The 24,813-nt window shown below is 67.7% G+C and carries 23 protein-coding genes; 15 read left to right on the forward strand and 8 right to left on the reverse strand.

The annotated features are described in order from the left end of the window. Positions 1-5 precede the first annotated feature (5 nt). The 8 genes from WI26_RS02625 (at position 6) to pyrF (ending at position 8,078) form a co-directional block, all read left to right on the forward strand. Positions 6-683: a 2-dehydro-3-deoxy-6-phosphogalactonate aldolase gene (locus tag WI26_RS02625; protein ID WP_069225117.1), complete on the forward strand. Its 678-nt coding sequence runs from the start codon at positions 6-8 to the stop codon at positions 681-683. Then, positions 683-1,462, forward strand: coding sequence for an SDR family oxidoreductase (locus tag WI26_RS02630; protein ID WP_059595932.1), 780 nt, complete (start codon positions 683-685; stop codon positions 1,460-1,462). Before WI26_RS02625 ends, WI26_RS02630 begins: the two co-directional genes overlap by 1 nt. 102 nt (positions 1,463-1,564) lie before the next feature. Then, positions 1,565-2,560 carry an arabinose ABC transporter substrate-binding protein gene (locus tag WI26_RS02635; protein WP_059465357.1) on the forward strand — a complete coding sequence of 332 codons (996 nt, stop codon included), beginning with the start codon at positions 1,565-1,567 and terminating at the stop codon, positions 2,558-2,560. A 67-nt stretch (positions 2,561-2,627) separates the two neighbouring features. Then, entirely contained in the window at positions 2,628-4,148 is a 1,521-nt protein-coding gene (gene araG, locus WI26_RS02640) for an L-arabinose ABC transporter ATP-binding protein AraG (RefSeq protein ID WP_059465358.1), read from the forward strand. An 80-nt stretch (positions 4,149-4,228) separates the two neighbouring features. Continuing rightward, positions 4,229-5,245 (forward strand): L-arabinose ABC transporter permease AraH, encoded by a 1,017-nt coding sequence (gene araH, locus WI26_RS02645; protein WP_059510986.1) that lies wholly within the window; start codon positions 4,229-4,231, stop codon positions 5,243-5,245. 23 nt (positions 5,246-5,268) lie between these two features. After that, positions 5,269-6,084, forward strand: a complete 816-nt coding sequence (locus WI26_RS02650; RefSeq protein WP_059465360.1) for an SDR family NAD(P)-dependent oxidoreductase — start codon at positions 5,269-5,271, stop codon at positions 6,082-6,084. 62 nt (positions 6,085-6,146) lie between these two features. After that, positions 6,147-7,211: an aldose 1-epimerase gene (locus WI26_RS02655; protein ID WP_060188399.1), complete on the forward strand. Its 1,065-nt coding sequence runs from the start codon at positions 6,147-6,149 to the stop codon at positions 7,209-7,211. A 39-nt stretch (positions 7,212-7,250) separates the two neighbouring features. Beyond that, entirely contained in the window at positions 7,251-8,078 is an 828-nt protein-coding gene (gene pyrF, locus WI26_RS02660; protein WP_059465362.1) for an orotidine-5'-phosphate decarboxylase, read from the forward strand. Between the two features lie 153 nt (positions 8,079-8,231). Here pyrF and WI26_RS02665 read toward each other — a convergent pair whose 3' ends face one another. From WI26_RS02665 to thiL, 3 genes are read right to left on the reverse strand one after another with little or no spacing between them, the layout of a single operon-like run. Beyond that, positions 8,232-8,732 carry a CinA family protein gene (locus tag WI26_RS02665; RefSeq protein ID WP_059465363.1) on the reverse strand — a complete coding sequence of 167 codons (501 nt, stop codon included), beginning with the start codon at positions 8,730-8,732 and terminating at the stop codon, positions 8,232-8,234. A gap of 31 nt (positions 8,733-8,763) precedes the next feature. Beyond that, positions 8,764-9,306, reverse strand: coding sequence for a phosphatidylglycerophosphatase A (locus WI26_RS02670; protein WP_059465364.1), 543 nt, complete (start codon positions 9,304-9,306; stop codon positions 8,764-8,766). Next, a complete protein-coding gene (gene thiL / locus WI26_RS02675; RefSeq protein ID WP_069225118.1) occupies positions 9,296-10,330 on the reverse strand; it encodes a thiamine-phosphate kinase in 1,035 nt (344 codons plus the stop codon). Before thiL ends, WI26_RS02670 begins: the two co-directional genes overlap by 11 nt. Positions 10,331-10,430: 100 nt before the next feature. Between thiL and WI26_RS02680 the strand changes: the two genes are divergently transcribed. From WI26_RS02680 to WI26_RS02690, 3 genes are all read left to right on the forward strand, one after another. Then, complete coding sequence (locus WI26_RS02680; protein WP_269465987.1) at positions 10,431-12,773, forward strand: NADP-dependent malic enzyme; 2,343 nt, start codon at positions 10,431-10,433, stop codon at positions 12,771-12,773. Between the two features lie 385 nt (positions 12,774-13,158). Next, positions 13,159-13,590: a ribonuclease gene (locus WI26_RS02685; RefSeq protein WP_059451950.1), complete on the forward strand. Its 432-nt coding sequence runs from the start codon at positions 13,159-13,161 to the stop codon at positions 13,588-13,590. A gap of 16 nt (positions 13,591-13,606) precedes the next feature. Next, entirely contained in the window at positions 13,607-14,170 is a 564-nt protein-coding gene (locus WI26_RS02690) for a barstar family protein (protein ID WP_059452036.1), read from the forward strand. Positions 14,171-14,338: 168 nt separating this feature from the next. Here the strand turns inward: WI26_RS02690 and WI26_RS02695 are convergent, their stop codons facing one another. The 3 genes from WI26_RS02695 to speE all read right to left on the reverse strand — a co-directional run bounded on the left by WI26_RS02695 (position 14,339) and on the right by speE (position 16,604). After that, positions 14,339-15,106 carry a 16S rRNA (uracil(1498)-N(3))-methyltransferase gene (locus WI26_RS02695; protein ID WP_069225120.1) on the reverse strand — a complete coding sequence of 256 codons (768 nt, stop codon included), beginning with the start codon at positions 15,104-15,106 and terminating at the stop codon, positions 14,339-14,341. Positions 15,107-15,123: 17 nt separating this feature from the next. Next, on the reverse strand, positions 15,124-15,540 hold the full coding sequence (locus tag WI26_RS02700) for a VOC family protein (protein ID WP_059465368.1): 417 nt from the start codon (positions 15,538-15,540) through the stop codon (positions 15,124-15,126). Positions 15,541-15,746: 206 nt separating this feature from the next. Continuing rightward, positions 15,747-16,604 carry a polyamine aminopropyltransferase gene (speE, locus tag WI26_RS02705; protein ID WP_059465369.1) on the reverse strand — a complete coding sequence of 286 codons (858 nt, stop codon included), beginning with the start codon at positions 16,602-16,604 and terminating at the stop codon, positions 15,747-15,749. A 216-nt stretch (positions 16,605-16,820) separates the two neighbouring features. Here speE and tkt point away from each other — a divergent pair, with 216 nt between their 5' ends. Beyond that, on the forward strand, positions 16,821-18,893 hold the full coding sequence (tkt, locus tag WI26_RS02710; RefSeq protein ID WP_059465370.1) for a transketolase: 2,073 nt from the start codon (positions 16,821-16,823) through the stop codon (positions 18,891-18,893). An 85-nt stretch (positions 18,894-18,978) separates the two neighbouring features. Beyond that, positions 18,979-19,989, forward strand: a complete 1,011-nt coding sequence (gap, locus tag WI26_RS02715; RefSeq protein ID WP_010091320.1) for a type I glyceraldehyde-3-phosphate dehydrogenase — start codon at positions 18,979-18,981, stop codon at positions 19,987-19,989. A 98-nt stretch (positions 19,990-20,087) separates the two neighbouring features. On the opposite strand, the gene WI26_RS02720 is transcribed toward gap, so the two are convergent. Then, positions 20,088-21,287 (reverse strand): MFS transporter, encoded by a 1,200-nt coding sequence (locus WI26_RS02720; RefSeq protein WP_059538643.1) that lies wholly within the window; start codon positions 21,285-21,287, stop codon positions 20,088-20,090. Positions 21,288-21,592: 305 nt separating this feature from the next. Between WI26_RS02720 and cynR the strand changes: the two genes are divergently transcribed. Continuing rightward, complete coding sequence (gene cynR, locus WI26_RS02725) at positions 21,593-22,483, forward strand: transcriptional regulator CynR (protein WP_069225121.1); 891 nt, start codon at positions 21,593-21,595, stop codon at positions 22,481-22,483. 57 nt (positions 22,484-22,540) lie between these two features. Here the strand turns inward: cynR and WI26_RS02730 are convergent, their stop codons facing one another. Then, a complete protein-coding gene (locus tag WI26_RS02730) occupies positions 22,541-23,263 on the reverse strand; it encodes a FadR/GntR family transcriptional regulator (RefSeq protein WP_196480784.1) in 723 nt (240 codons plus the stop codon). Between the two features lie 189 nt (positions 23,264-23,452). Between WI26_RS02730 and WI26_RS02735 the strand changes: the two genes are divergently transcribed. Continuing rightward, positions 23,453-24,772: a C4-dicarboxylate transporter DctA gene (locus tag WI26_RS02735; RefSeq protein ID WP_059465374.1), complete on the forward strand. Its 1,320-nt coding sequence runs from the start codon at positions 23,453-23,455 to the stop codon at positions 24,770-24,772. Positions 24,773-24,813 lie beyond the last annotated feature (41 nt).

A 24,813-nucleotide genomic window follows, 5' to 3' on the forward strand; every position in this document is an offset into this window, starting at 1 on the left:
CACGGATGTCGTCCGACCTTACGTTGCCCGCACCGTACACGCCGCACGCCGCGCTGATGCGCGCGTTCGACGCGTGTCCGCTGATCGCGATCATGCGCGGCATCACGCCTGACGAAGCAGCCGAGCACGGCCTCGCATTGCACGAAGCGGGCTTCCGGATCGTCGAGGTGCCGCTCAACTCGCCCGACCCGTTCGCCAGCATCGCGGCGCTGCGCCGCGCGTTGCCCGACGACATGATCGTCGGCGCCGGCACCGTGCTGCGCGCCGAATTCGTCGACCGCGTGCGCGACGCCGGCGGCACGCTGATCGTGATGCCGCACAGCGACGCGACCGTGATCCGCCGCGCGCGCGAGTGCGGGCTGGCCAGCGCGCCGGGCGTCGCGACGCCAACCGAGGCGTTCGCCGCGCTCGCGAACGGCGCCGACGTGCTGAAGATGTTCCCGGCCGAGCAACTTGGCGTGTCCGTCGTGAAGGCATGGCGCGCGGTGATCGACCGCGCGGTGCCGCTGATTCCGGTCGGCGGAATTTCCCCGGACAACATGCAGCCGTTCCTCGCGGCCGGAGCCAACGGGTTCGGGCTCGGGTCGGCGCTGTATCGCCCCGGCCAGTCGGCGGACGCGACCGCCGCGAACGCGCGCGCGTTCCAGGCCGGCTTGCGCGTCGCGCGCGGTGGAGCCGCATGATGGGCCGCCTCGCGGGCAAGGTCGCGATGGTGACGGGTGCGGGCCGTGGCATCGGCGCCGCGATCGCGCGTGCGTTCGTGCGCGAAGGCGCGGCAGTTGCGCTCGTCGATCTCGACTTTCCGCAGGCGCGGCACACGGCCGCCGCGATTGCACACGAATACGACGGCGCGCGCGCGTTGCCGCTGCAGGCGGATGTCGCACGGCAGGAGTCGGTGCGCGACGCGCTTGCGCAGACCGAAGCCGCATTCGGCCCGCTCGACGTGCTCGTGAACAACGCGGGCATCAACGTGTTCGCCGATCCGCTGACGATGACCGACGATGACTGGCGGCGCTGCTTCGCGGTCGATCTCGACGGCGTGTGGCACGGCTGCCGCGCGGCGCTGCCGGGGATGGTCGAACGCGGTCGCGGCAGCATCGTGAACATCGCATCGACGCATGCGTTCCGGATCATCCCGGGCTGCTTTCCGTATCCGGTCGCGAAGCACGGCGTGCTGGGCCTCACGCGTGCGCTCGGCATCGAATACGCGGCGCGCAACGTGCGCGTGAACGCGATCGCGCCCGGCTATATCGAGACCCAGCTCACGCGCGACTGGTGGGACGCGCAGGCCGACCCGGCCGCGGCGCGCGCCGAGACGCTCGCGCTGCAGCCGATGAAGCGGATCGGCAAGCCGGAGGAAGTCGCGATGACGGCCGTGTTCCTGGCCTCCGACGAGGCGCCGTTCATCAATGCCGCGTGCATCACCGTCGACGGCGGGCGCGCGGCGCTGTACCACGACTGACGCAACGATTCGAAAGACCGCACGTGCGACGGCCGCGCGCACGCTGCGTCGAAACCAACAAGCGGCTGCATTCCGTTCGATGAAGACAAGGAGACACTGGAGATGAAACGCAGAACCTTCGTTACGCTGGCCGCAGCGGCGGCAGTGGTGATCGGCAGCCCGGTCGCGCACGCGGCCGACCCGGTCAAGATCGGCTTCCTGGTGAAGCAGCCGGAAGAGCCGTGGTTCCAGGACGAATGGAAGTTCGCCGAGATCGCGGCGAAGAACAAGGGCTTCACGCTCGTGAAGATCGGCGCGCCGTCGGGCGAGAAGGTGATGAGCGCGATCGACAACCTGTCCGCGCAGAAGGCGCAGGGCTTCATCATCTGCACGCCCGACGTGAAGCTCGGGCCGGGCATCGTCGCGAAGGCGAAGTCGCACAACCTGAAGATGATGACGGTCGACGATCGCCTCGTCGACGGCGCGGGCAAGCCGATCGAGGCGGTGCCGCACATGGGCATCTCCGCGTACAACATCGGCAAGCAGGTCGGCGACGGCATCGCGGCCGAGATCAAGAAGCGCGGCTGGGACATGAAGGACGTCGGCGCGATCGACATCACCTACGAGCAACTGCCGACCGCGCATGACCGCACGAGCGGCGCGACCGACGCGCTGGTGGCAGCCGGCTTCCCGAAGGCGAACGTGATCGCGGCGCCGCAGGCGAAGACCGACACCGAGAACGCGTTCAATGCGGCGAACATCGCGCTCACCAAGAACCCGCAGTTCAAGCACTGGGTCGCGTACGGCCTGAACGACGAGGCCGTGCTTGGCGCGGTGCGCGCGGCGGAAGGACGCGGCTTCAAGGCGGACAACATGATCGGCATCGGCATCGGCGGCTCCGATTCGGCGCTCAACGAATTCAAGAAGCCGCAGCCGACGGGCTTCTACGGCACCGTGATCATCAGCCCGAAGCGCCACGGCGAGGAAACCTCGGATCTGATGTACGCATGGATCACGCAGGGCAAGGCACCGCCGGCGCTGACGCTGACGACCGGCATGCTCGCGACGCGTGACAACGTGTCGAAGGTGCGCGAGGAGATGGGGCTCGCATCGAAGTAAGCGGCCCGCCGGCTGCCGCGGCGATGCGGCGGCCGGCGATCGATGGAATTGCAAGTGGGGAGACGACGTGTCAGCGGCACTGCGTTTTGACAATATCGGCAAGGTATTTCCCGGCGTGCGCGCACTCGACGGCATCTCGTTCGACGTGCACGCGGGCGAGGTGCATGGCCTGATGGGCGAGAACGGCGCGGGCAAGTCGACGCTGCTGAAGATTCTCGGCGGCGAATACCAGCCCGATGCGGGCAGCGTGCTGGTCGACGGCCAGCCCGTGCATTTCTCGAGTGCGGCCGCGTCGATCGCGGCCGGCATTGCGGTGATTCACCAGGAACTCCAGTACGTGCCCGACCTGACGGTCGCGGAGAACCTGCTGCTCGGCCGCTTGCCGAACGCGCTCGGCTGGGTGAAAAAAGGCGAGGCGAAGCGCCACGTGCGCGAGCGGCTCGCGGCGATGGGCGTCGATCTCGATCCCGACGCGAAACTCGGGCGGCTGTCGATCGCGCAGCGGCAGATGGTCGAGATCTGCAAGGCGCTGATGCGCAACGCGCGCGTGATCGCGCTCGACGAACCGACGAGCTCGCTGTCGCACCGCGAGACCGAGGTGCTGTTCAAGCTCGTCGACGACCTGCGCGCGCAGGGTCGCGCGCTGATCTACATCTCGCACCGGATGGACGAGATCTACCGGTTGTGCGATGCGTGCACGATCTTCCGCGACGGGCGCAAGATCGCGTCGCACGAATCGCTCGCCGACGTGCCGCGCGAGCGGTTGGTCGCCGAGATGGTCGGGCGCGAGATCGCCGATATCTATCACTACGCGCCGCGTGCGCTCGGCGACGTGCGGTTTTCCGCCGAAGGCGTCGACGGCCCCGCGTTGCGCGAACCCGCGAGCTTCTCGGTGCGCGCGGGCGAGATCGTCGGCTTCTTCGGGCTGGTCGGCGCGGGCCGCAGCGAACTGATGCGGCTCGTGTACGGCGCGGACCGCCGGCGCGCGGGCGCGCTGACGCTCGACGGCAAGCGCATCGACGTGAAGCGCACCGGCGACGCGATCCGCCACGGCATCGTGCTGTGCCCGGAGGATCGCAAGGAGGAAGGGATCATCGCGATGGCGTCGGTCGCGGAGAACATCAACATCAGCTGCCGCCGCCATTCGCTGCGCGCGGGGCTGTTCATCGACCGCAAGACCGAGACCGAAACGGCCGACCGCTTCATCCAGCGGCTGAAGATCAAGACGCCGAACCGGCGGCAGAAGATCCGCTTCCTGTCGGGCGGCAATCAGCAGAAGGCGATCCTGTCGCGCTGGCTCGCGGAGCCCGACCTGAAGGTCGTGATCCTCGACGAGCCGACGCGCGGCATCGACGTCGGCGCGAAGCACGAGATCTACGACGTGATCTACCGGCTCGCGGAGCGCGGCTGCGCGATCGTGATGGTGTCGTCGGAATTGCCGGAAGTGCTCGGCGTGTCCGACCGCATCGTCGTGATGCGAGAAGGCCGCATCGCGGGCGAGCTGCCGCGCGAGCAGGCGAACGAGCATGCGGTGCTGAGCCTCGCGCTGCCGCAGACGAGCGTCGTCGAGGCAGCTGACGCAGTTTGAGGTCGCCGCGTGTGGCGCAGGACTTTCGAATCGATCAAGCGCGGCGCGGGCCGCGCGATGCAGGAGCAGGAGACACAACCATGCAAGTCAGGGAAAACCTCGCCAGCGCAGCCGTGAAGCCGTCGGCCGACGCGCTGGTTCCACAACAGAGCGACCGCCAGAAGTGGTGGCAGCATCTCACCGAATACAGCCTGATCGCGATCTTCGCGGTGATGTTCTTGACGATGTCGCTGACGGTCGATCACTTCTTCTCGATCGACAACATGCTCGGCCTCGCGCTGTCGATCTCGCAGATCGGGATGGTCGCGTGCACGATGATGTTCTGTCTGGCCTCGCGCGACTTCGACCTGTCGATCGGCTCGACCGTCGCGTTCTCGGGCGTGCTGTGCGCGATGGTGCTGAACGCGACCGACAACACGTTCGTCGCGATCGTCGCGGCGGTCGCGGCAGGCGCCGCGATCGGCTTCGTGAACGGCGCGGTGATCGCATACCTGCGCATCAACGCGCTGATCACGACGCTCGCGACGATGGAAATCGTGCGCGGGCTCGGCTTCATCGTGTCGAAGGGGCAGGCGGTCGGCGTGTCGTCCGATACGTTCATCGCGCTCGGCGGGCTGTCGCTCTTCGGCGTCTCGCTGCCGATCTGGGTCACGCTCATGTGCTTCATCGTGTTCGGCGTGCTGCTGAACCAGACCGTGTACGGCCGCAATACGCTCGCGATCGGCGGCAATCCCGAGGCGTCGCGCCTCGCGGGGATCAACGTCGAACGCACGCGCGTATACATCTTCCTGATCCAGGGCGCGGTGACGGCGCTCGCCGGCGTGATCCTCGCATCGCGCATCACGTCGGGCCAGCCGAACGCCGCGCAGGGCTTCGAGCTGAACGTGATCTCCGCGTGCGTGCTCGGCGGCGTGTCGCTGATGGGCGGCCGCGCGACGATTTCAGGCGTCGTGATCGGCGTGCTGATCATGGGCACCGTCGAGAACGTGATGAACCTGCTGAACATCGACGCGTTCTACCAGTACCTGGTGCGCGGCGCGATCCTGCTCGCGGCCGTGCTGCTCGACCAGCTGAAGAATCGCGGCGTACGCGACTGACCGATTCCACGGAGACGATTCGCATGACCATCGAAACACCCGCGCAGGCGCAGCACGCCGCGAGCGACGCGCGTTATGCGCGCTACCCGAGCCTCGCGGATCGCGCGGTGCTGATCACGGGCGGCGCGACCGGAATCGGCGCGTCGTTCGTCGAGCATTTCGCGCGGCAGGGCGCGCGCGTCGCGTTCGTCGATCTCGACGCGCACGCGGGCCAGGCGCTCGCGGAAAGCCTCGCGCAGGCGCCGGATGTGCGCCACGCGCCGCTGTTCCTGCCGTGCGACCTGACCGACATCGGCGCGCTGCGCCATGCGATCGACGCGATTCGCGCGCGCATCGGCGCGATCGCGGTGCTCGTGAACAACGCGGCGAACGACACGCGCCACGCGATCGCCGACGTGACGCCCGAATCGTTCGACGCGGGCATCGCGGTGAACCTGCGCCACCAGTTCTTCGCGGCGCAGGCGGTGATCGACGACATGAAGCAGCGCGGCGGCGGCGCGATCATCAATCTCGGCTCGATCAGCTGGATGCTGAAGAACGGCGGCTACCCCGTCTACGTGATGGCGAAGGCGGCCGTGCAGGGCCTCACGCGCGGCCTCGCGCGCGATCTCGGCCCGTTCGGCATCCGCGTGAATTCGCTGGTGCCCGGCTGGGTGATGACCGACAAGCAACGCCGGCTGTGGCTCGACGACGCCGGCCGTGCGTCGATCAAGGCCGGGCAGTGCATCGACGCCGAGTTGCTGCCGGACGATCTCGCGCGCATGGCGCTGTTTCTCGCGGCCGACGACAGCCGGATGATCACCGCGCAGGACGTGGTGGTCGACGGCGGCTGGGCCTGATTGCCGGGGGCAGCGCTCGCGGCGCCCCGTATCGTTTCATCGACGAAGGAAAGGAGTTCATCATGACCGCCACGTCCTCGCGCGCATCGTCGTCGTCCACGAGCCAGTCGCGCCGCGCGCGCCTGGCTGCCGCCGCGCAGCCGGTCAGCGCCGGCCCGCAGACCGCCGCGTTCGCGCAGGGCGTCGGCGCCGCGCATGCGGCGGCCGTCACGCTGTCGAACGCGGCGCTGCGGCTAGACGTGCTGCCGCACCTGGGCGGCGGCATCGCGCGCTTCGACTGGCGCGGCGATCACGGCGCGCTGGTGCCGGTGTTTCGCCGCTGCGAGCATCCGGAAACGGCGACGGATCCGAACGCGCTCGCGTGCTATCCGTTGTTGCCGTACTCGAACCGGATCGGCAACGGCCGCTTCGAATTCGACGGACGCAGCATCGCGGTGCCGCGCAATCGCCGCGACGAGCCGCTGCCGATTCACGGCGACGGCTGGCTCGCGCCGTGGCAGGTGGACGACGCGACCGACACGACGCTGCAGCTGTCGCTCGATCGCGCGAGCGGCGCGCCATATGCGTTTCGCGCGATCCAGTCGTTCGCGCTCGACGACACGACGCTGTCGATCGCGTTGACGATCGAGAATACGGGGCGCGCACGGTTGCCGTTCGGGCTCGGCCTGCATCCGTTCCTGGTGCGCGACGACGCGACCGAGCTGGCCGCGGCCGCGGGGGGCCTGTGGCTGTCGGGCACGGATTTCCTGCCGGTGCGGCACGTGAGCGTGCCGCCGGCCTGGCAATTCGGCGTCGCGTATCCGTTGCCGGCGACGCTCGTCAATCATGCGTTCACCGGCTGGGGCGGCCACGCGACGGTGAGCTGGCCGCGCCGCGGGCTGTTGTTGACGATCGCGGCCGACGCCGATGCGTACGTGCTCTATACGCCGCCCGGCGAGCCATTCTTCTGCTTCGAGCCGGTCGATCATCCGATCAATGCGGTGAACCTGCCGGGCGGCGCGGCCGCGCACGGGATGACGCTGCTCGCGCCGGGCGAGCGGCTCACGCGGCGTTTCGCGTTCACCGTCGAGCGGTCCGATGCGCGCATTGACGCCGCCGCGCGCGAAGGGCGCCGGCGACGCGGGTAAAATACGCGGTCTACCAACGGTTTGCCGCGAGTATCCGCCATGTCTTCCCCGCTTACTTTCATCGAATCGCTGCGCGCCGCGTGGCAGCGCACGAATTCGCTGCTGTGCGTCGGCCTCGATCCCGAGCCGTCGCGCTTTCCCGTGCAGTTCGACGGCCAGCCCGACGCGATCTTCGAATTCTGCCGGCAGATCGTCGACGCGACCGCGCAGTATGCGAGCGCGTTCAAGCCGCAGATCGCGTACTTCGCCGCGCATCGCGCGGAAGATCAGCTCGAGCGTCTGATCGCGCACATCCATCTTCAGCATCCGGGCCTGCCCGTGATCCTTGACGCGAAGCGCGGCGACATCGGCAGCACGGCCGAGCAGTACGCGCGCGAGGCGTTCGAGCGCTATCGCGCGGACGCGGTCACCGTGAACCCGTACATGGGCTACGACTCGGTGGAGCCGTACTTCGAGCACGACGGCAAGGGCGTGATCGTGCTGTGCCGCACATCGAACCCGGGCGGGTCGGACCTGCAGTTCCTCGAAACGGGCGGCCGGCCGCTGTATCAGGTCGTCGCCGATCTCGCGGCGAACAAATGGAACGCGAAGAATGGCCAGCTCGGCCTGGTGGTCGGCGCGACGTTCCCGAAGGAAATCGAGATCGTGCGCGGGATCGTCGGCGACATGCCGCTCCTGATCCCCGGCATCGGCGCGCAGGGCGGCGACGTGCAGGCGACCGTCAACGCGGGCCGCACCGCCGACGGCACGGGGATGATGATCAACTCGTCGCGCGCGATCCTGTACGCGAGCCAGGGCGAGGATTTCGCCGAAGCCGCGGCGCTCGCCGCGCAGAAGACGCGCGATACGATCAACGCGCATCGCTGAAATATCGTTGGAGCACAGGCCGCCCGCCTGCTTCGCGTGTTTGCCATACTGGCGCACGCGAACAATTCGGACAAGAACTCCATCGTCGCGAAGCCCGGCGCGATCCCGTAAGCGGGCAGGGGCGGTGGTCGCCCCGTCCGTCGCGCCTTCGGATCAGCCTTCGCGCTCGTCGAGCAGCTTCAGCAGCCCGCGCAGCGCATGCGCGGCCGCCTGCGTGCGGATCTGTTCGCGGTCGCCCCGGAACACGAGGGTCTCGACGTCCGTATGCAGTCGGTTGCTCCATGCGAACGACACGGTGCCGACCGGCTTTTTCTCGCTGCCGCCAGCCGGGCCTGCGATGCCGGTGACGGACAGCGCGACCTGCGCACGGCTGTTGCGCAGCGCGCCTTCGGCCATCGCACGCGCGACCGGTTCGCTGACGGCGCCGTGTTTCTCGATCAGGTCGGGCGGCACGCCGATCATCTCGATCTTGGCCTGGTTCGAGTAGGTGACGAAGCCGCGCTCGAACCACTGGCTGCTGCCGGAGATGTCGGTGATCGCGGCGGCGATCATGCCGCCCGTGCAGGATTCGGCGGTGGCGAGCGACAGGTGCTCGTCACGCAGCTTGTTGCCTGCGCGGATCGCAAGCTGATGGACGACGGAATCGGTTGGCATGCGCGTCGGGAAACGGGAGTCGGGGAATCGGTCAGCCGGCGACGGAACGCCAGAAGGCGATCACGAGCAGCGTCATGAACGCGGCGATCAGGTCGTCGACCATGATGCCGAGGCCGCCTTTCACGCGACGGTCGAAATAGCGGATCGGCGGCGGCTTGAGCATGTCGAAGAAGCGGAACGCGACGAACGCCCACAACTGGCCGATGAAGGTCGCGGGCGTGACGAACAGCATCACGAGCCAGATCGCGACGATTTCGTCCCAGACGACGGCGCCCGGATCGGACGTGCCCATCTTCCGTGCGGTGAAACCGGTGATCCACGTGCCCGCCGCGAAACCGACCACGATCAGCGCCCACCATTCGGGCACCGTCAGGTAGCGATTGAGCACCACGAACGTGAGCCAGCCGAACAGCGAGCCGAACGTGCCGGGCATGAACGGCGCGAGCCCGCTGCCGAAGCCGAACGACACGATATGCGCCGGGTGCGACAGCATGAAGCGCGCGGTGGCGCGCTGCGGCGCGTTGCGGGCGGCGCCGGGCGCGGCCGCGGATTGCGCGGTCGGGTCAGTCTGCATGGAAGTGGTCGAAACCGTGCAACGTGAGAGTCAGGGGGGCGCCGGCGGCGTCGCGCCACGCGATCGCGGGCTGCTCCGACGGCGAGGACAACGCGTGTATTGTACCGACTCGCGTGACCCGGACGCCGGCGCTCGCGCTCGCTGCCTCGATCGCCGTGCGGGCCGCGGCCGGCGCGGTGAAACACAGTTCGTAGTCGTCGCCGCCGGCGAGCATGCAGCGTCGCTGCACGTCGGGCGGCAGCGTCGCGAGCGCGGCCGAGCGCGGGACCGCGTCCGCGTCGATCTCGGCGCGTACGTTCGAGCGGGTCAGGATGTGCTGCAAGTCGCCGGCGAGGCCGTCCGAGATGTCGAGCGCCGCATGCGCGACGCCCGCGAGCGCAAGCCCGAGCGCGATGCGCGGCTCGGGACGCTCGAGCGCCAGCCGGAACGCGGCGGCTTCGTCCGCGCCGGCGGCCCATTCGCCGCGCGCGAGCCCGAGCCCCGCGCGGGCGTCGCCGAGCGTGCCGGACACCCAGACGTCGTCGCCGTCGCGCGCGGCATCGCGCCGCAGCGCGGCGTCCGGCGAGACTTCGCCGAGCACGGTCACGCACAGGTTCAGCGGCCCGCTCGTCGTGTCGCCGCCGATCAGCTCGCAGCCGAACCGCTCGGCGAGCGCGAACAGCCCGTTGCTGAATGCCTCGAGCCACGCCGCGTCCGCGCGCGGCAGTGCGCACGCGAGCGTGAACGCGCGCGGCTCGGCGCCCATCGCCGCGAGATCCGACAGATTGACCGCGAGCGTCTTGTGGCCGAGCGCGTCGGGCGCGACATCAGGGAAGAAATGGCGGCCTTCGACCAGCATGTCCGTCGAAATGGCCAGCAATTTTCCGGATCGAGGCGCGATCAGCGCGCAATCGTCACCAATGCCGAGCGTCGACGCACGCGCCCCCCGGGCCGCGCGGCGCGCGAAGAAGCGATCGATCAGCGAAAACTCGGACAGGGCGGCTGGCACGGCGGACGAACCCGGAAGCGGTGAAGGGAACGGCATTGTACGCAGCGAACGGCGCCGTTCCTGCACCGTTCAGTACATTTTTGTCGCGGCTGTTGCACCCGAATCGCCGGTCTGGCGGCCTTGGATTGGCGCTACAATGCCGTCGAACAGTTATTCTAATCCGCACGTCAAGAGACACATGTCGACTCAAGCCTCCTCCAAAGCCAAGCTCCGCGAAGCCGCTCTCGACTATCACGAATTCCCGACGCCCGGGAAGATCGCGATTGCCCCGACCAAGCAGATGATCAACCAGCGCGACCTCGCGCTCGCGTATTCGCCGGGCGTCGCGTATGCATGCGAGGAGATCGTCGAGAACCCGCTGAACGCCGCGCGCTTCACGGCGCGCAGCAACCTGGTCGGCGTCGTCACGAACGGCACGGCGGTGCTCGGGCTCGGCAACATCGGCCCGCTCGCGTCGAAGCCGGTGATGGAAGGCAAGGCCGTACTGTTCAAGAAATTCGCCGGCATCGACGTGTTCGACATCGAGCTGAACGAGTCGGATCCGCACAAGCTGGTCGACGTGATCGCCGCGCTGGAGCCGACCTTCGGCGGGATCAACCTGGAAGACATCAAGGCGCCCGACTGCTTCATCGTCGAGCGCGAAGCGCGCAAGCGGATGAAGATCCCGGTGTTCCACGACGACCAGCACGGCACCGCGATCGTCGTGGCCGCGGCCGTCACGAACGGCCTGAAGGTCGTCGGCAAGGACATCAAGAAGGTGAAGCTCGTCGCGTCCGGCGCGGGTGCGGCCGCGCTCGCGTGCCTGGACCTGCTGGTCGACATCGGCCTGCCGCTCGAGAACATCACGGTGACCGACTTGGCCGGCGTCGTCTACAAGGGCCGCACGGAGCTGATGGATCCGGACAAGGAGCGTTTCGCCCGCGAGACCGACGCCCGCACGCTGGCCGAGGTGATCGACGGCGCGGACATCTTCCTCGGCCTGTCGGCCGCCGGCGTGCTGAAGCAGGAAATGGTGAAGGGCATGGCCGAGCGCCCGCTGATCCTCGCGCTCGCGAACCCGACGCCGGAGATCCTGCCGGAAGCGGCGCTCGAAGTGCGCCCCGACGCAATTCTCGCGACCGGCCGCACCGACTATCCGAACCAGGTCAACAACGTCCTGTGCTTCCCGTTCATCTTCCGCGGCGCGCTCGACGTCGGCGCGACGACGATCACGCGTGAAATGGAGATCGCGGCCGTCAACGCGATCGCCGAACTCGCGCAGCACGAGCAAAGCGACATCGTCGCGACCGCATATGGGATCCAGGACCTGTCGTTCGGGCCCGAATACCTGATTCCGAAGCCGTTCGATCCGCGCCTGATCGTCAAGATCGCACCGGCCGTCGCGCAGGCCGCGATGGACGGCGGCGTCGCGACGCGCCCGATCGAGGACATGGAGGCGTACCGCGTTCACCTCCAGCAGTTCGTGTACCACAGCGGCACGACGATGAAGCCGATCTTCCAGCTCGCGCGCAGCGCGCCGGCGGAGAAGAAGCGCGTCGTGTTCGCGGAAGGCGAGGAAGAGCGCGTGCTGCGCGCCGTGCAGATCATCGTCGACGAGAAGCTCGCGAAGCCGATCCTGATCGGCCGCCCGTCGGTGATCGAGCACCGTATCCAGCGCTACGGCCTGCGCCTCACGCCGGGCGCCGACTTCACGGTCGTCAACACCGAGCACGACGAGCGCTACCGCGACTTCTGGCAGACGTACTACAAGATGATGGCGCGCAAGGGCATCAGCGAGCAGCTGGCCCGCGTCGAGATGCGCCGCCGCACGACGCTGATCGGCTCGATGCTGGTGAAGAAGGGCGAAGCGGACGGGATGATCTGCGGCACGATCAGCACCACGCACCGCCACCTGCACTTCATCGACCAGGTGATCGGCAAGCGCCCGGGCTGCAGCGTGTACGCGGCAATGAACGGCCTCGTGCTGCCGGGTCGCCAGATCTTCCTGGTCGACACGCACGTGAACGTCGATCCGACCCCGGAGCAACTCGCCGAGATCACGATCATGGCGGCGGAAGAAGTGCGCCGGTTCGGCATCGAGCCGAAGGTCGCGTTGCTGTCGCACTCGAATTTCGGCACGAGCAATGCGCCTTCGGCGCAGAAGATGCGCGATACGCTCACGATCCTGCAGGAACGAGCGCCGGAGTTGAAGGTCGACGGCGAAATGCACGGCGACGTCGCGCTCGACGCGGCGCTGCGCAAGGAAATCCTGCCGGAATCGACGCTGGAAGGCGACGCGAACCTGCTGATCCTGCCGAACATCGATGCCGCGAACATCGCGTACAACCTGTTGAAGACGGCCGCCGGCAACAACATCGCGATCGGGCCGATCCTGCTGGGCGCGGCCCAGCCGGTGCATGTGCTGACCGAATCGGCGACCGTTCGCCGCATCGTCAACATGGCGGCGCTGCTGGTCGCCGACGTGAACGCCGCACGCTGAGTCGTAACGAACCGCGCGGCAACGGTCGAAGGTCGAACCGTGCCGCGCGGTGGGCGAAATTGTAAACAAAAGCAAAAAGAGGCCTGCCCGCAATGGACACGCCGTCGGGCAGGGCGCAAACGCGCTTCCCGTAAGCAACAGCAGCATCTCTCCACTCAGGGCAGCGAGCGTGGCAAGGAGGCGGGGTCTTGCCATACGAGAGATGCCGTCGATATTTTATCCTGTTTAGGATAAATGCAGTCTGTTTTCGGTAAAAAATGCACGCTCGCAGGTGGAACCAGCCTTTCGATTCCCAAACGAACATTGATTCGCGCGAACAATAGCGCTACGCTAACGCCTTTGGTTGGTCGTCAACTACTTGATTTAACAGCGGGAACCCTGGTTCATGGCACGCAAGTGGCTCCGCAACGGCGCGCTCGCGTCCGTCTTCGCGATGTTCGCGATGGGTATCGTCGGTACACCGACGGGCAGTCTGGTTTCCGCCGCTTACGCACGGCAGGCCGTTTCGGCCGACATGGCCGTCGGCGGGGTCGATACGATCCCGACCGCCCGTCTGCCGCGTGAGGCCGTGACCACGCTTGGCCTGATCGGCGCCGGTGGCCCCTATCCGTACGAGAAAGACGGCGTCGTTTTCGGCAACCGTGAGCGGATCCTGCCGAAGGCGAAGCGCGGCTACTACCACGAGTACACGGTGCCGACGCCGCGCGCGCGCAATCGCGGCGCGCGCCGGATCGTCTGTGGCGGGCCATTGCGCCGGATCGACAACTGTTATTACACGGACGACCACTACAACAGTTTTAAACGTATTGTTGAATGACTTCGGGATGAACGGCATGAGCGACTCCATCTACGCGCACGATACGGCGGCGGCGGAACTGTTCGCGGCCGGCGACGGCAATCTGTTTCAGCGTGTGATGCAACTCCACGCGGCGGCACAGGCCGGCGGCGCGCCTGAGCAACAGGAAGCCGAGCCCGGGCTTTCATCGAACGAGGAGCCTATGAGCCTTTTCACGACCGTGCGACCCAACCTCGTGCAGTCGATCCGCGCGTTCCGCGTGCAGGATCTCGCCGACGAAGCCGGCCGGCTCGGCCAGCATTTCCTGTACGCGTATTGCGGCGCCGCGCAGTCGAAGCAGGAAGTGATGGAGACGATCGCGACGTCGTTCCTGTTTCCGAAGCATTTCGGGAAGAACTACGATGCGCTGTACGACTGCCTGACCGACCTCGTCGCGAAGGCTGGCGCGCAGCCCGGTTTCGTGATCGTCCTCGAAGGGCTGCCGATCGCGCAGAAATTCGACAAGGAAGGGCGCGAGACGCTGCTCGACGTGTTCCGCGAAGCCGCCGAATTCTGGGCCGAGCGCAAGGTCGCGTTCCGCGTGTTCTATTCGTTCGCGTAAAACGCGAACCCGCCGGCCGCCCGATCGCGGCCGATCCGACAAAAGGCCCGCCTTGCGCGGGCCTTTTTGCGTCCGCGCGCGCAGTCAGCCGCAAGGTTGAAACGCGCCGCATTCACGTGGAGGCCCCGCGAGCGGGGGGGGGGGGCGTGTCGCGGCGCGTCGGGTTCGTCACCAGCCGCCCCAGCGGGCGGCCAGTGCCGCGAGCACGGCCGCGCCGGCCGTCTCGGTGCGCAGCACGCGCGGACCGAGCGACAACGCGGTGAATCCTTGCGCGCGTGCCGTGTTTTCCTCGTCCGGCGACAGCCCGCCTTCGGGGCCGATCAGCAGTGTGACGGCCGCCGCGGGCGGCGCATCGGGCAGCGACGCGAACGGGATGCTCGCGCGCGGCGACAGCAGCAGCCGCAGCTCGCCGTCGGCCGGCGCGGCGGGCAGCATGTCGAGCCAGGCGCCGAAGCCGCGTACCGGCGCGACGTCGGGCACGCGGTTGCGCCCGCATTGTTCGCACGACGCGCGCACGACGCCGCGCCAGTGCGCGACGCGCTTGTCCGCGCGCTCGCCGGACAGTTTCACGACGCCGCGCGCGGTCGACAGCGGCACGACCGCCGCGACGCCGAGCTCGACGGCCTTCTCGATCACCCAGTCCATCTTGTCGCCGCCGGCAATGCCTTGCGCGAGCGTCACGCGATAGGGCGGCTCGGCCTCGGCCGGGTCGAATGCTTCGATCTGCGCGAGCGCGCTGCGCTTGTCGATCTCGACGAGCCGCGCGCGGTACTGGCCGCCGCTGCCGTCGAACAGCGCGAGCGTGTCGCCGGGCTGCAGCCGCAGCACTTGCGCGTGACGCGCGACGTCGGCCGGCAACGCGAGCGTCGCGTCGGTACGCAGCGTCGCCTCGATGAAAAAGCGCGGCACGGCCGCGGTGGTGGTGGCTTCACTCATGCGTATCGCGGCTCCGTTCATGCGACCAGGCGGCGTGCGAGCGCCCAGCGGTAGCCGTCGAGATCCTCGATCTGCGCGAAGCGGTCGCCCCAGAACTGGTCTTGCGGCGCGGTCAGCGATTTCGCGCCTGCGTCGAGCGCGCGCTGCCAGGTCGCGTCGACGTCGTCGACATACAGGTAGAACGACTGCGGGGCGGTTGCGTCCGCACTCTTCGGCGTGAGCGCGGTCGAGCCGAACGCGCCTTCGGGGGCGAACATCACGATCAGTTGCCCGCGGTAGGTCATCTCGACGTGCATGATCGCGCCGTCCTCGTCGAGGACGTCGCGCAACCCGAAGCCGAATGCGGCCTGGAAGAACTCGATGGCCGCCTGCGCATTGCGCACGGCTAGGTAAGGCGTCAACCAAGGCACGTTGGCCGGACGTGGATCGGTCATGAAAATCTCCTGTCGAACGGTGTTGGCGCTTGAGCGGTTACTCCGGTCCCATGCTTCGCAGTCCAACGGGTATTGGCGCGCGGGCGCCGGGTGCGGTCCCGCGGATGCGCCGGCGGGCCGCATGCATCATTCCGGGCCTGCGCGTGGCGGGCCGAGCGCGGGAGATAGCGCGGCGAGCCCGCGGAACGATGCGTCCGCCCGGAATCTCAGCGGCGAACGCCCAGTGTATCGCGCAGCGCGCGCGGCAGGGCAAAGAGGGCCGCATGGAGTCGCGCATCGTAGTAGCGCAAGCCCTGCACGCGGCGCGCGGCGAGGCGCTCGTCGATGTCGTGCGCGAACAGCGCGGCCGCATCGAGCGTGTCGCTCGCGATCGCCATCAGCCATTGGGAGCCGTACAGCGGCACGTGCGCGGACAATGGATCGACGACGGCGAAGCTCGCGCGCAGGTCGGCGAGCAGCGCGGCGACGCGCGCCGTGTGGAACACCGGCGAGCCAAGATGCATCGAGATCGCGCCGCACGGCGTGAGGATCCGCTTGAGGCGCGCGTAGAACTCGCGCGTATAGAGGCCGGCCGCCGGCGAATCGGGCGGCGTGAGATCGAACACGACGAGATCGAAATGCTCGACGGTCGACGTGACGAAATGCGCGGCGTCGCCGATCACGACCTCGACGCGCGGATCGTCGAGCGCGCCCTGGTGCACGTCGTCGAGATAGCGGCGCGCCATGCCGACCACTTCGTCGTCGAGTTCCGCGACGACGATTCGCTCGATGCACGCGTGCTTGAGCAGCTGACGCGCCGCGCCGCCGTCGCCGCCGCCGAGCACGAGCGCCTTCCTCGGGCACGGATGCGCGAGCGCGGCCGGGTGCGTCATGCACTCGTGGTACACGTATTCGTCGCCGACCGACGTCATCGGCCGTCCGTCCAGCGTGAACAGGCGGCCGAGCTGCGGGGTTTCCCAGACTTCGATGTGCTGGTGCGGCGACGCGACGTGCGCGAGCCGGCGTGCGTTCGGGAAGCCGTACGCGGCGTCGGGCGTGGGATGGAAGAGAAGGGTCGTGTTCACGGGCGGGCCGCGCGAGGCGGGCAGTTCCGACGCCTGAATTATAGGAGGCGCGCGGTTCCACGGAAAAGCGTGCCGGAACACCGCGCGCCGACAAGGGAAATGTCAGCCCATCTGTTAAAATGACGAGCTTTGCAGCCCCGTCCGTAGGCTCCGTCCGCTTCGCGTCCGTCAGGCGCCGCACCGCGCGCCGGGAACGATTGACGCTCGAGCTTCCGGATGCCGCCGTGCCCCCGTTTCCTCGACTCGTTCTCCGGACTCGACATGACGACTTCGTCTCCCGCCTCCACCACCCTGATGGCCAACGCGATCCGTGCGCTCGCGATGGACGCCGTCCAGCAAGCGAACTCCGGCCACCCCGGCATGCCGATGGGCATGGCCGAAATCGGCGTTGCGCTCTGGTCGCGCCACCTGAAGCACAACCCGACGAACCCGCACTGGGCAGACCGCGACCGCTTCGTGCTGTCGAACGGCCATGGCTCGATGCTGCTGTACTCGCTGCTGCACCTGACCGGCTACGACCTGCCGATGGAAGAGCTGAAGAACTTCCGCCAGCTGCATTCGAAGACGCCGGGCCACCCGGAATACGGCATCACGCCGGGCGTCGAGACGACCACCGGCCCGCTCGGCCAGGGTCTCGCGAACGCGGTCGGCATGGCGCTCGGCGAAGCGTTGATGGCCGACGAGTTCAACCGTGACGGCGCGAAGATCGTCGATCACCACACGTACGTGTTCCTCGGCGACGGCTGCCTGATGGAAGGCATCTCGCACGAAGCCTGCTCGCTCGCGGGCACGCTGAAGCTGAACAAGCTGATCGCGCTGTACGACGACAACGGCATCTCGATCGACGGCGACGTCGTCAACTGGTTCCACGACGATACCCCGAAGCGCTTCGAGGCATACGGCTGGAACGTGATCCCGAACGTGAACGGCCATGACGTCGACGCGGTCGACGCGGCGATCGCGAAGGCGAAGCTGTCGGACAAGCCGACGCTGATCTGCTGCAAGACGGTGATCGGCAAGGGCGCGGCAACCAAGGCCGGCGGCCACGACGTGCACGGCGCGGCGCTCGGCGCCGAAGAAATCGCAAAGACGCGCGAAGCGCTCGGCTGGAAGTGGGAACCGTTCGTGATCCCGCAGGAAGTCTATGCGGCATGGGATGCGAAGGAAGCAGGCAAGCGTGCCGAAGCCGAATGGGACGCGTCGTTCGCGCAATATCGCGCGAAATTCCCGGCAGAAGCCGCTGAATTCGAACGCCGGATGGCGAACAAGCTGCCGGCCGACTGGGCCGAGAAGGCCGCGGCGATCATCGCCGGCGCGAATGAGCGCGCCGAGACGGTCGCGACCCGCAAGGCATCGCAGCAGGCGATCGAAGGGCTGGCCGCCGCACTGCCCGAGCTGCTCGGCGGCTCGGCCGACCTGACCGGCTCGAACCTGACCAACTGGAAGGCATCGAAGGCGGTCCGCGCGAATCCGGAAGGCGCCGGCGTGCTGCTCGGCAACCACATCAACTACGGCGTGCGCGAATTCGGCATGAGCGCCGCGATCAACGGCCTCGCGCTGCACGGCGGCCACAAGCCGTTCGGTGGCACGTTCCTGACGTTCTCCGACTACAGCCGCAACGCGCTGCGCGTCGCGTCGCTGATGAAGGTCCCGTCGATCTTCGTGTTCACGCACGATTCGATCGGCCTCGGCGAAGACGGCCCGACGCACCAGTCGATCGAGCACGTGTCGAGCCTGCGCCTGATCCCGAACCACGACGTATGGCGCCCGGCCGACACGGTCGAGACGGCCGTCGCATGGACCCACGCGGTTGCCGCCGACCGTCCGTCGAGCCTGATCTTCAGCCGCCAGAACCTCGCGTTCAACCCGCGCACCGACGCGCAGATCGCCAACATCGAGAAGGGCGGTTACGTGCTGAAGGACTGGGACGAAGAGATCGTCGCGCGCAAGATCATCCTGATCGCGACGGGCTCGGAAGTCGAGCTCGCGATGAAGGCCGTCGAGCCGCTCGCGCAGCAGGGCATCGCGGCCCGCGTCGTGTCGATGCCGTCGACCAACGTGTTCGATCGCCAGGACGCCGAATACCGCGAACGCGTGCTGCCGCACGGCGTGCGCCGCGTTGCGATCGAGGCGGGCGTGACCGCGTTCTGGCACAAGTACGTCGGCCTCGAAGGCGGCGTCGTCGGGATCGACACGTTCGGCGAATCGGCCCCGGCCGGCGTGCTGTTCAAGTACTTCGGCTTCACTGTCGAGCGCGTCGTCGAGACCGCGAAGGCCGTGCTGGCCTAAAAGCATTCGCGACGCGCGCCGCCCCGCGCGCGTCGCACCGTGAAGCTGCACGAAACGAATTTTTTCAGCCATCAGGAGATAGACCATGACGATTCGCGTCGCAATCAACGGCTACGGCCGTATCGGCCGCAACACGCTGCGCGCGTTTTATGAAAACGGCAAGAAGCACGATCTCGAGATCGTCGCGATCAACGACCTGGGCGATGCGAAGACCAACGCGCACCTGACCCAGTACGACACCGCGCACGGCAAGTTCCCGGGTGAAGTGTCGGTCGACGGCGACTACCTCGTCGTGAACGGCGACAAGATCCGCGTGCTGGCCAACCGCAACCCGGCGGAACTGCCGTGGGGCGAGCTGGGCGTCGACGTCGTGATGGAATGCACGGGCTTCTTCACGACGAAGGAAAAGGCGAGCGCGCACCTGAAGGGCGGCGCGAAGAAGGTGATCATCTCGGCGCCGGGCGGCAAGGACGTCGACGCGACGATCGTCTATGGCGTGAACCACAACGTGCTGAAGGCCGAGCACACCGTCATCTCGAACGCATCGTGCACGACGAACTGCCTCGCGCCGCTCGTCAAGCCGCTGAACGACAAGATCGGCCTCGAAACCGGCCTGATGACGACGATCCACGCGTACACCAACGACCAGGTGCTGACGGACGTCTATCACGAAGACCTGCGCCGCGCGCGTTCGGCCACCCACAGCCAGATCCCGACGAAGACGGGTGCGGCTTCCGCCGTCGGCCTCGTGCTGCCGGAACTGAACGGCAAGCTCGACGGCTACGCGATCCGCGTCCCGACGATTAACGTGTCGATCGTCGACCTGTCGTTCATCGCGAAGCGCGACACGACGGTCGAGGAAGTCAACGCGATCATGAAGGAAGCATCGGAAGGCGCGCTGAAGGGCATCCTCGGCTACAACGACGCACCGCTGGTGTCGATCGACTTCAACCACAACCCGGCTTCGTCGACGTTCGACGCGACGCTGACCAAGGTTTCGGGCCGCCTCGTCAAGGTGTCGAGCTGGTACGACAACGAGTGGGGTTTCTCGAACCGCATGCTGGATACGGCAGTCGCATTCGCGAACGCGAAGTAATCCCGCACGTCGCGCGGGCGCCGCAAGGCAGCCTGCGTGGCGAACGAGCCCGCCCGGTTTTTCCGGTCGGGCTTTTTTTATTCTCCGGCGCAAACCGACTACTGCGTGACTTGCCGCGTGCCGACGCGCTGCGACGCGAGCCACAGGGCGATCAGCACGCCCGAGAGCGCCGCGCCCGCGATGCACACGCCACGCCAGCCGTCGATGCCGTACGCGACGCTCGCCGCGAACGACCCGAATGCGCCGCCGATGAAGTAGCTCGTCAGGTAGATCGTCGTGACGCGGCTGCGCGCGTTGCCGGCGAGCGCATAGATCACGCTCTGGTTCGAGATGTGCATCCCCTGCACGCCCACGTCGAGCAGCAGGATGCCCGCGATCAGCGCGACGAGCGAATGCGCGCCGGTCGCGATCAGCGCGAACGAGGCGAGCACGGCCGCCGCGAACAGGCCGGTCGCCGCGTTGCCGTGACCGCGATCGACGAGGCGGCCGGCCGACGTCGCCGCTAGCGCACCCACCGCGCCGACGATTCCGAACAGGCCGATCTGGCCTTCGGAATAGCTGTACGGCGGCTGGCTCAACAGGAACGTGAGGCCGGTCCACAGCAGGCTGAAGCAGGCGAACACGAGTGCGCCGTAGATCGAGCGCAGCGCGATCAGCGGCTGTGCGCGCACCAGTGCGACGAGCGACTTCATCAGCGCCGCGTAGTCGAGTCGCGCGTGACGGCGATCCTTCGGCAGCTTAAGCGCGAGCACGCCGGTCAGCGCGAGGATCATCGCCGCGGCGATTCCGTACACCGCGCGCCAGCCGAACCCGTCGGCGATCGCGCCGGCCGCGACGCGCGCGAGCAGGATACCGAGCAGCAGCCCGCTCATCACGGTGCCGACCGCGCGGCCGCGCGTGCGCGCATCGGCGAGCGAGGCGGCAAACGGCACGAGCAGCTGCGTCGAGCACGTGACGAAGCCGAGCCCGACGTTCGCGGCGACGAACATCGTGAAGTTCGTGCTGAACGCGACGGCGACCAGCGCGATCACGTTGAGCACGAGCAGCCGCACGATCAGCGTATGGCGGTTGAGCGCATCGCCGAGCGGGACGATCAGCAGCAGGCTCGCCGCATAGCCCAGCTGCGTCAGCGTGACGAGATAGCCGAGTTCGGCGGGCGGGCGGCCGAAGCTGTGTGCGATCGCCGCGAGCAGCGGCTGCGCGTAGTAGATGTTGCCGATGACGATGCCGCACGCGCAGGCGAACAGCAGCGTCATCGCGCGGGTCAGGGGAGGATGGTTGTCGTGATGCGGTTCCATGGTCGTGAAAAGACAGCGGCGCCGGCCGGCGGCGCGGGCCGTCGGCAACGCGGGGTTGCGGAAATCGGGGCCGGCGTCGACGGATTGGCAATGCGCCGATGCGCGCCGCGTGACTGGCGCCCGGATCGGGCGGAGGCCGACGTCGTACGGCGGGCGAAGGGAGGGGCGGGCCCGGTGGGCCGCTCCGCTGCGGCGGCCAGGCGCCGTGGGCGGAAGCGGATGTGCGTATGATGCGGAAATCGAGCCATAGCGTCCAAGACGGGATTCCTATGGTTTTCATTGGTGCTACCAATAGATGGGCCGCGATGCTACTCCGTCACATCCGATATTTCCTGGCCGTCGCCGAGCAGCGCAGCTTCACGCGCGCGGCCGATGCGCTGCACGTGTCGCAGCCGACGCTGTCGCAGCAGGTTCGCCAACTCGAGGACATGCTCGGCGTCCTGCTGTTGGACCGCTCGGGCCGCGCGGTGCGGCTCACCGAATTCGGCGAGGTCTATGCGCGTCACGCGCGCGCGGCGCTGCACGAGCTCGATGCCGGGCAGCGTGCGCTGCACGACGTCGCCGATCTCGGTAGCGGTTCGCTGCGGCTCGCGATGATGCCGACCTTCGCGGCCTACCTGAGCGGCTCGCTGATCGACGCGTTCCATGCGGATTACCCGAACGTCGCGCTGACGATCGACGCGATGCCGCAGGAGCGCATCGAGGCGCTGCTCGCCGACGACCGGCTCGATGCGGGTTTCGCGTTCGTGCCGCCGCGCGCGCCGGACATCGACGCGCTGCCGCTGTGGGACGAACCGCTCGCGCTCGTGACGGGCCGCTCCCACCGTCTCGCCCGCCGCCGGCGCGCGCTCGGCCCGGCCGAACTCGTCGGCGAGCCGCTGGTGCTGCTGAGTCGCGCGTTCGCGACGCGGGAAAGCATCGACCGGTATTTCATCGAGCAGGGCGCGCGGCCGACGATCGCGATCGAGACGAACACGGTCAGCGCGGTGCTGGAGCTCGTGCGCCGCGGGCGGCTCGCGACCGTGCTGCCGGACGCTGTTGCGCGCGAGAGCGGTGACCTGTGCGCGCTGGAGCTCGATCCGCCGCTGCCGTCGCGCACGGCGGCGCTGCTCACGCGCAAGGGCGCGTACCGCAGCGTCGCGGCGCGCGCGTTCATCGCGCGTGCGCTCGCGTATCGCGATCCTGCGGGGGGATGACCGGCACGACTGGAAAATGGCTGCCGCATCGGCCGGGACCGAAGGCCGACGGCGGCGTCAGGCGCCGGGTGTCGGGAAGAAGATGCCCGCGCGTTGCGCGGCGTTCGCGATGTGCGTCTCGATCGCCGTGCCGGCTGCGGCCGCATCGCGAGCGATCAGCGCGTCGACGATCGCGCGGTGCTCGTGCCACGTCGACAGCAGCAGCTCGCGCCGGTAGAACGGCATGCGCTGGCTTTCCTTCATGATGTCCGCACTGCTGCGCAGCACCGACTCGATCGCCGCGTTGCCCGCGAGATGGATGATCCGCATGTGGAAGTCGAAGTCGAGCTGCGACGCTTCGTCGAGTGCGCTATCCGTCAGCGCGACGTGCAGGGCGGCGAGGTTGTCCTCGAACCACGCGATGTCGTCGTCGGTGACGACGTGCGCGGCCATTCGCGCGGCGAATCCTTCGAGCGCATAGCGCATCTGGTACGTATCGGGCGGCGACGACTGCTCGGCGAATTGCCACGGATGGGCGGCCGTCGCCTGGGCGCTTTCGACATACACGCCCTTGCCGGCGCGGATGCGCAGCATCCCGAGCGCCTCGAGCGTGGAGAGCGCCTCGCGCAGCGACGCGCGGCTGATCTCCAGCTCCTCGGAGAGCTGGCGCTGGGCCGGCAGCAGGCTGCCGACCGGATACACGCCTGCCTCGATCCGGTCGCGGATCGTCGCGATGGCGGCGTCGGTCACGGTATGCGGAACGTTTTTCATGATGTGAGCGATGGCCGGTCTGACCGGCATTGTAATCCGCCCGCGCGCGGTGCATGACCGGCCTACGGGAAAGCCACGATCCGCCCTTGCATGGGGCGGGAAATCCCTATTTTATTCGGCCTTGACTCGACTATATCGGCTTCCTACTATCCACCATAACATCACTGGTCTTACCAGTATGAACAGACGAAACTGCAACCGTTGGATCGGGAGAGCGCCGTGTCGAAATTCCTCAATTCGCTGTTTGGCCGGGTAGTCGTCGCATTGATACTGGGGGTCGCGCTCGGCGCGTTCTTCCCGCATTTCGCCGAGTCGCTGCGACCGCTCGGCGACGGCTTCCTTAAGCTCATCAAGATGGTCATCGGTCCGATCGTTTTCTGCGTCGTGGTCAGCGGGATGGCCAATGCGGGCGACCTGAAGAAGGTCGGCCGGGTCGGCCTGAAGGCGGTCGTCTACTTCGAGGTGATGACGACGATCGCGCTCGGCATCGGGCTTGTCCTCGCGTGGCTCACGCGCCCGGGCGTCGGGATGAACATCGATCTGCGCTCGCTCGACGCGGCCTCGCTCTCGTCGTACGCGAAGAACGCCGAAAGCCTGAAGGACACGGCCGGCTATCTGATGAAGATCATCCCCGAGACCGCGATCGACGCATTCGCGAAGGGCGACATCCTGCAGATCCTCGTGTTCGCGGTGCTGTTCGGCTCCGCGCTGTCGCTGCTCGGCGACAAGGCGCAGCGCGTGAACAGCCTGATCGAGGAGCTGTCGCACGTGTTCTTCCGCATCATCGGCTTCATCATCAAGCTCGCGCCGCTCGGCGTGCTCGGCGCGATCGCGTTCACGACCGGCAAGTACGGCGTCGCGTCGCTCAAGCAGCTCGGCTATCTCGTCGCGGTGTTCTACCTGAGCTGCTTCGTGTTCGTCACGGTCGTGCTCGGCATCGTGATGCGCATCGCAGGCTTCTCGGTATTCAAGCTGATCCGCTACCTGCGCGAGGAACTGTCGATCGTGCTTGGCACGGCGTCGTCGGACGCGGTGCTGCCGCAGGTGATGAGCAAGCTCGAATACATGGGCATCAAGGATTCGACGGTCGGCCTGGTGATCCCGACCGGCTATTCGTTCAACCTCGACGGCTTCTCGATCTACCTGACGCTTGCCGTGCTGTTCATCGCGCAGGCCACCAACACGCCGCTGTCCACGCATGACCTGATCGTCGTGCTGCTGGTGTCGCTCGTCACGTCGAAGGGCGCGCACGGGATTCCGGGTTCGGCGATCGTGATTCTCGCGGCGACGTTGTCGGCGATTCCCGCGATTCCCGTGCTCGGTCTCGTTTTGATCCTGCCGGTCGACTGGTTCGTCGGCATCGCCCGCGCGCTGACCAACCTGATCGGCAACTGCGTCGCGACGGTGGTCGTCGCCGTGTGGGAGAACGACATCGACCGGGCGCGCGCGACGCGCGTGCTGAACCGCGAACTGCGCTACGTGGCCGAGGAGCCGGGCAGCGCCGCACCGGTCGCCGGCGACCAGGCCCACGCGCTCTGAGCACCTTTGCGCGGAGCTGCTTCCCCGGCCGCTTCGCGCGA

It is taken from the genome of Burkholderia diffusa (assembly GCF_001718315.1).
GTDB classification, from domain to species: Bacteria; Pseudomonadota; Gammaproteobacteria; order Burkholderiales; family Burkholderiaceae; genus Burkholderia; species Burkholderia diffusa_B.